Annotated in this window: 9 protein-coding genes; all 9 read right to left on the bottom strand. The window is 53.0% G+C overall.

The window, feature by feature from the left end; all coding sequences use genetic code 11:
- Positions 1-588: 588 nt before the first annotated feature.
- The gene (locus L691_RS0125895; protein ID WP_025693105.1) at positions 589-1,074 is read right to left on the bottom strand and encodes a DivIVA domain-containing protein; all 486 of its coding nucleotides are present in this window, start codon (positions 1,072-1,074) and stop codon (positions 589-591) included.
- Positions 1,075-1,301: 227 nt separating this feature from the next.
- A complete protein-coding gene (locus L691_RS0125890) occupies positions 1,302-2,084 on the bottom strand; it encodes a YlmH family RNA-binding protein (RefSeq protein WP_025693104.1) in 783 nt (260 codons plus the stop codon).
- A gap of 3 nt (positions 2,085-2,087) precedes the next feature.
- Positions 2,088-2,357 carry a YggT family protein gene (locus L691_RS0125885; RefSeq protein ID WP_025693103.1) on the bottom strand — a complete coding sequence of 90 codons (270 nt, stop codon included), beginning with the start codon at positions 2,355-2,357 and terminating at the stop codon, positions 2,088-2,090.
- 7 nt (positions 2,358-2,364) lie between these two features.
- On the bottom strand, positions 2,365-2,814 hold the full coding sequence (locus tag L691_RS0125880) for a cell division protein SepF (protein WP_025693102.1): 450 nt from the start codon (positions 2,812-2,814) through the stop codon (positions 2,365-2,367).
- Positions 2,814-3,512: a YggS family pyridoxal phosphate-dependent enzyme gene (locus tag L691_RS0125875; RefSeq protein ID WP_025693101.1), complete on the bottom strand. Its 699-nt coding sequence runs from the start codon at positions 3,510-3,512 to the stop codon at positions 2,814-2,816. Before L691_RS0125875 ends, L691_RS0125880 begins: the two co-directional genes overlap by 1 nt.
- Positions 3,513-3,515: 3 nt before the next feature.
- The gene (pgeF, locus tag L691_RS0125870) at positions 3,516-4,367 is read right to left on the bottom strand and encodes a peptidoglycan editing factor PgeF (protein ID WP_025693100.1); all 852 of its coding nucleotides are present in this window, start codon (positions 4,365-4,367) and stop codon (positions 3,516-3,518) included.
- Between the two features lie 68 nt (positions 4,368-4,435).
- Positions 4,436-4,780, bottom strand: coding sequence for a YlmC/YmxH family sporulation protein (locus tag L691_RS0125865; RefSeq protein WP_025693099.1), 345 nt, complete (start codon positions 4,778-4,780; stop codon positions 4,436-4,438).
- A 140-nt stretch (positions 4,781-4,920) separates the two neighbouring features.
- Positions 4,921-5,703 (bottom strand): RNA polymerase sporulation sigma factor SigG, encoded by a 783-nt coding sequence (sigG, locus tag L691_RS0125860; RefSeq protein WP_025693098.1) that lies wholly within the window; start codon positions 5,701-5,703, stop codon positions 4,921-4,923.
- 102 nt (positions 5,704-5,805) lie between these two features.
- The coding region (gene sigE / locus L691_RS0125855; RefSeq protein ID WP_025693097.1) for an RNA polymerase sporulation sigma factor SigE at positions 5,806-6,390 on the bottom strand (585 nt) is incomplete at its 5' end.

Raw genomic sequence — 6,390 nt, 5'->3', positions numbered from 1 at the left:
TAGGCGGGCGGCGCGGAGCCGCTCGCGTCCAACTGGCGCTGTGAAGGCCCCGAGTGGCGTCCCCGACAGGGGATGCCGCGAGAAGGGCCGCTCCACCGCCGAGCCCCGCTCCCCAACCGGCGAGCCCCGCGCTCCTCTCCAACCCTTGCGGGTGTCCAGAGGGTGCAACCCTTGGGGTCCCCCTTGAGTAAGGGGGATTTAGGGGGATCGCCGCCCCTCAAACAAATAAACGCCCCGCCCCCAAAGGGGCGAGGCGACGCTCGCGATACCACCCTAATTCCGCGCAGACTCCTTCCGTGTTAACGGTCAAAGTACAACGCGATCTCAGCTCCCGCGCAAGAACGCGGGTCCGGTGTAACGTCCGGGAAACGGCTCACCTTACGCACGACACAACGGTTCGTTTCAGGTTCGCTTCTTGGGGAGGATATTCCGGCACGGTCTGATCATCGGCTTGCAGCAGGGCGCCGACTCTCTGGGGATCATTACCATGACGTACTTGTCCCGTCATCGAATACATATAAAATGTTGCAGATATGTTCTAGTTATAGCCTCTTTGACGACAAAAGTCAACAGGCCAAGGCAAGTGCCTTAAAATACTTCTTCACGAACCTCGCGGCTTTCCAGCGCGTCCCAATCGTCTTGGGACAACAGCTCCAGCTGTGCTTCCACCAGCGTCCGGAACCGCGTGCGGTAAATCGAAGCCTGCTTGCGCAGCTCTTCGGTCTCAATCGCGATTTTGCGGGACTTGGATAAGGCTTCATTGATAATCCGGTCGGCGTTCTTTTCGGCTTCCTTGATGATCAACTGGCTTTCCTTCTTCGCGTTGTTCTTCACTTCATCGGCAGTTTCCTGGGCTACGATGATGGTCTTCGACAAGGTCTCTTCGATGTTCGTGAAGTGGTCCAGTCGCTCCTGCAGAGTCATAAGCTGATTGCTAAGCTCCTTGTTCTCACGGATGATGCTTTCGTAATCCTTGATGACCTGATCCAGAAACTCATTGACCTCGTCTTCATCATAACCTCGGAGCCGCCGGGTAAACTCCTTGTTATGTATATCGAGCGGCGTTAATGGCATGCTGTGCACCTCCTAGAAATTTCGGGCCTCGCCCAAACGTCCGTTCATCTCCGCGGACGAAGAAGAAAGTCAGAAAAACAAGTTAGGAAAGGGCGATCGACCCATTCTTCCCGTGAATGCCTTAGAACTCGCCTCTCCTACAAATATCGGCGTCCAGCTCCACAAATGTTAGCTGCCCTCATGAGTTATTCAATTTCGACAAGCGTATTGAAATTCCTGCAAGAAAATTATACAAATTTACCGACCCGGACACGGTATCGGCCTCTTTTTGTCAGTCCGCCAATCTCCAGCACTTTGAACCGCCCAAAGCCTTGAATGGAGACCACATCGCTTTCTTTAAGATGGAAAGAAGGGTCCTCTTCCACCTTCCAGTTCACCCGGACGCGGCCAGCTTTGACGGGAACGAGAATTTTACTCCGGCTTAACCGGCACACATCCGCAGCGATTCCGTCCAGCCGCAGGGAAGATACGGTAATCTCCATGGGCTCCAGCCTGACTTCGGATCTGCGAAGCTCCGAAACCGGCAGCACTTCCACGCTGACTGGAGCGCGGCCTACGCTGCTCATATTCAGCGCCAAATAATCAGCGATATCCGACGTCACGACGGCATGGCAGCCGTTCTCCAGGACATGGATATCGCCAATTTTGCTTCGCTTGACTCCCAGACCAAGCAGGGAACCCATGTAATCTCCATGCTCCAGTTCCGAAAGTTTCTGCTCAGCAGGTGTTATGCTCAGCACTTTCAGCGCTATATCTTCGTCTTCCAAATCACGGTAATCGGGAGCGATCAGCGCTCTCCGCCGCTCCGCTTCTTCATGCCCGCCATCCCATCTGACCTTCACATCAGGATGACGGTTCACCAAAGACTGCAGGATGTATCCCTGCCGCGGATCAAGGAAATCCGTCAGCTTCACTTCGTGATAACGGGCCGCATTTTCCACCCATTCATAGGCCCGGTCCACAAACTGCCGCTCATCAGGATGAAAATGACCGTAAATTTCGTTCTTCATCCCTTATCCTATCAAATAAATCAGCACGGACCGCAATCCGTTCATCGCAAGCTCCAGCACGAGCAAAGCTACAACCGGCGAAAAGTCGATCGTTCCGAATAAGGGCGGAATAATCTTGCGGAACGGCGTCAAATATGGCTCCACCAGCTTTCCGAGCAGTTCCCCGATGAAGTTGTCACGGACATTCGGCAGCCAGGACATCAGCACGTAGAAAATTATCATGTAGAAATAGATGTTGAACAGGATTTCGATAATGGAATAGATTTGGGGCAAAGCCCATTCACCTCATTCTGTTATAGTCTTGATCGTCTGCAAGCATTTCCGAAATGGAGCCTTGGATTTCAACGGTATCCGGCGAGCAAAGGAAGATATTCCCCCCGATTTTGGAAATACCGCCGCTCAAAGCATACACCGTTCCGCTTAAAAAATCGATAATCCGCATCGCCTGGTCATTGCGGACCCGCTGCAGATTGACGACGACGGTACGATGCGAGCGAATGTGGTCGGCGATTTCCTGAGCTTCGTCATAGGAGCGCGGCTCGTACAGCACAACCTTTACATTTTTTTGCGAATGGATGCTGACGACGTTCCCTGCCCGCTGGTTTTTGCGCGTTTCTACAGGATTCGGCGCATAATCTTCCTCATCATGCTGGTTAAGCGGTTCACGTTCAACGATCTCCTCTTCTTCCTGTAAACCCAAAAAGCTCATAAACCGGTTCATGACGCCCATTACGATCCCTCCTCATGGCCTACCAATACCGTACCCAGGCGCACCCAGGTGGCCCCTTCTTCAATCGCAACTTCAAAGTCATTCGACATGCCCATCGACAGCTCCGTTATCGGCTCCGGAGTCAGCCCCATACCGTTAAGCTTGTCCCGCAGCTCGCGAAGGCCGCGAAATACCGGACGCGTAAGCTCCGGATCTTCCTCATGCGGCGCCATGGTCATCAGTCCGATGATTTTGACGCGGTTAAGATGTGAGATTGCCTGCAAAAAATCGGGAACCTTGTCCGGACTCAGGCCGTATTTCGACTCTTCTCCGGAGACGTTCACCTGAAGAAAAACGTTCACACCCAGCCCTTCCGCTTCCGCCTTGCGCTGCAGCTCCTTGGCCAGCGACATCCGGTCCAGTGAGTGAATATATTGAAATTTGCCGATAACATCCTTCACCTTATTGGTCTGCAAATGCCCGATAAAATGCCATGTTCCTTGATGTCCCAGCGCTTCCCACTTGCTCTCTGCAACCTGCCAGCGGTTCTCGCCAATATTTACAAGACCGGAAGCCAGCACGGCAGATGTCGCCTCAAGCGATACATATTTCGTCACAGCAATGATATGGACATCACGGCTGTCCCGTCCGCTTCTTGCGCACGCTCGCTCAATCCGCCGGCTGACTTCGGCTATTCTTTCCTGCAATGTCGAGGACAACGGTCAACTCTCCTTTATTCCGATCCAGCTCGCCATTCTTCCCGTAACACCGTTTTCCTTGCGGTAGGAGAAGAATAAATCATGATTACAGCTTGTACACCAAGATGTACATTCGATATGAGTCGGCAATATTCCTGCTTTTATCATAATGCGTCGGTTCAATTCTTTCAAGTTGAGCATCATTTTGCCATTATGCGCGGTCGACGGCCGATACAGGCTGTCTGCGGATTCCTCTGCCAGAGCCAGACTGCCCTCCAGCTTCCGGACGCGGTCCATTACGAAATCGTCCACTTCATAACAGCAGCCGCCGATGCTCGGTCCGATACCAGCCCGGATATCTTCTTTACTGCTGCCGTAGACCGTTTCCATTCTCTCAACCATAGCCGAAGCGATTTCCGCAACCGTCCCTTTCCAGCCCGCATGGGCCAATCCGACAACGCCTGACACCGGGTCATAGAAAAAGAGAGGCACACAATCCGCATAAAAAGAAGTTAGCAGCACGCCGGGCACATTGGTCAGAAGTCCATCCGTGTCCGCAAACGCCGAAGTCCGGTCCAGGCTGCCGCGCCCCTTGTCGCCTGCCGTTACTACAGCAATTTCCGCCCCGTGCACTTGTTCCCCGCATGTCCAGTCTTCGAGCGCAAAGCCGAGGCTTTCAGCGATGGTCTTACGGTTCTTAATGACATCCTCCGGAATGTCGCCCACATGAAGAGCGCAGTTCAGGCTCTCGTAAGGCGCGCTTCCGGCTCCCCCGGTCCGTCCTGTAAATCCGGCTGTTATTTCAGCAAAACGGTCAGCCCACGGCTTCAGCCTGAATAATGCCGGACTGGCGCTATTTTGTACAAACGGTTCCATTCTCTCACCCCGTCTTTAAGTGTACCATAAGACAAACTCCTATAATCTCAAAAAAGACAGCGCAGCGTTCAATACGCGCGCCGTTCGTTCCGTTCTTCCCGCTGGATCACCAGCATCTCCCGTTCTTCCGCTTCTGATGAAGGGCGGGGTTCCTCCATTTTCACGAGCACGACATCCGAACCGATCTTCACAATGTTCCGCCACGGAATGACGAGATCGGCGCCCCCGCCGAACAATCCCAAAAACCTTGTATACCCCGGAACGATAATCGCGTCAATAACTCCCCGCCGCAGATCCAGTTCCAAATCGCTGATTTGTCCAAGTCGTCTCCCGTCGATAATATTGATAACGTCTTTGGCCTGAAAATCGGAAATTTTCATTTTTTTGCCCGAAGCCAGAGCTTCCTGATTCATGTCCGCCACCTCTGTTAATTCAAACGTATACTTTAAGTATATGTAGCGGCAGCTTGGTCAAATGCTCTTTATTTAGGATTGTCAAAAAAATAACCCACCGTCAGGCGGACCCTCGGGTGGGATGGTTGTCCTCATTTGAGTTATGACTTCACATGCTTTTGCATCTGCTGGATGGCCGACTTCTCAAGCCGGGAGACCTGGGCCTGGGAAATACCGATTTCATCGGCGACCTCCATTTGCGTCTTGCCCTCGAAAAACCGCATCGACAGGATGCGTTTTTCCCGCTGTCCCAGCCTCTGCAGCGCCTCCCGCAGCGCAATTTCCTCAATCCAAGAGACATCTTTGTTCTTGTCGTCGCTAATCTGGTCCATGACGTAAATCGGATCGCCGCCATCGTGATAGATTGGCTCGAACAAGGATACGGGGTCTTGAATGGCATCAAGTGCGAATACGACATCCTCTTTCGGCACGCCCAGCGCCTCTGAAATCTCAAAAATCGTGGGCTCCCGCGAGTTCTGGTTCGTCAGGCTGTCGCGCACCTGCAGCGCCTTGTAGGCAATGTCCCTGAGAGACCGGGAGACGCGGATTGGATTGTTGTCCCGCAAATAGCGGCGGATTTCGCCGATAATCATCGGCACCGCATAAGTGGAAAATTTAACGTTCTGCGACAGATCGAAGTTATCGATGGCTTTCATCAGCCCGATGCAGCCCACCTGAAACAAATCGTCCACGAATTCCCCGCGGTTGTTGAACCGCTGAATCACGCTCAGCACCAGTCTCAGATTGCCGTTTACCAATTTCTCTCTGGCGGATGTATCGCCATGCTGCTGCAGCGAAGTGAACAGCTCCCGCATCTCCGCATTCGTCAGAACGGGCAGCTTGGCGGTATCCACACCGCAAATCTCGACTTTATTTCGGGTCATGATGATTAACCTCCCAAGGAGAAACATTACTGTACATTATCTCCTCGGTCGGCCATTTTATTCCTTGGCAAATCCTCCCGGAAGGTTCCCCTTCAGGGCAGGCTAGACCATCTTATTGAACTCTTTGCGCAGCCGTTTGATTATTCTTTTTTCCAGTCGGGAAATATAGGATTGGGAGATGCCGAGCAGATCGGCGACGTCCTTCTGCGTCTTCTCCTCACCGCCGCGCAGCCCGAACCGCAGCTCCATAATGAGCCGCTCCCGCTCGCTTAGCTTCTCCAGCGCCTTCTGCAGCAGTTTGCGGTCGACCTGCTCCTCGATGTTTCGGTAGATGGTATCATTTTCCGTGCCCAACACGTCCGACAGCAGCAGTTCATTTCCGTCCCAGTCGATATTAAGCGGCTCATCAAAGGATACCTCGCTGCGCGTCTTGTTGTTGCGGCGCAGATACATGAGGATTTCATTCTCGATGCAGCGCGACGCGTATGTGGCCAGCTTGATTTTTTTCTCGGGATCGAACGTGTTGACCGCCTTGATTAAACCAATTGCGCCGATGGATACCAGGTCCTCGATATTAATTCCGGTATTTTCAAATTTGCGCGCTATGTACACGACAAGGCGCAGATTGCGCTCGATCAGCATTGCGCGTACAGCCGCGTCGCCCGAAGGGAGCCGCTGAAGCAGATA

The organism is Paenibacillus zanthoxyli JH29 (assembly GCF_000520715.1).
Lineage (GTDB): Bacteria > Bacillota > Bacilli > Paenibacillales > Paenibacillaceae > Paenibacillus_AQ > Paenibacillus_AQ zanthoxyli.
This window is presented reverse-complemented; position numbering and strand designations above follow the sequence as displayed.

Excerpts from the sequence above, each read along its gene's own strand:
- pgeF (WP_025693100.1), bottom strand. The coding sequence starts at position 4,367 with ATGGAACCGTTTGTACAAAATAGCGCCAGTCCGGCATTATTCAGGCTG.
- sigG (WP_025693098.1), bottom strand. The coding sequence starts at position 5,703 with ATGACCCGAAATAAAGTCGAGATTTGCGGTGTGGATACCGCCAAGCTG.
- L691_RS0125865 (WP_025693099.1), bottom strand. The coding sequence starts at position 4,780 with ATGAATCAGGAAGCTCTGGCTTCGGGCAAAAAAATGAAAATTTCCGAT.
- L691_RS0125895 (WP_025693105.1), bottom strand. The coding sequence starts at position 1,074 with ATGCCATTAACGCCGCTCGATATACATAACAAGGAGTTTACCCGGCGG.
- L691_RS0125880 (WP_025693102.1), bottom strand. The coding sequence starts at position 2,814 with ATGGGCGTCATGAACCGGTTTATGAGCTTTTTGGGTTTACAGGAAGAA.
- L691_RS0125890 (WP_025693104.1), bottom strand. The coding sequence starts at position 2,084 with ATGAAGAACGAAATTTACGGTCATTTTCATCCTGATGAGCGGCAGTTT.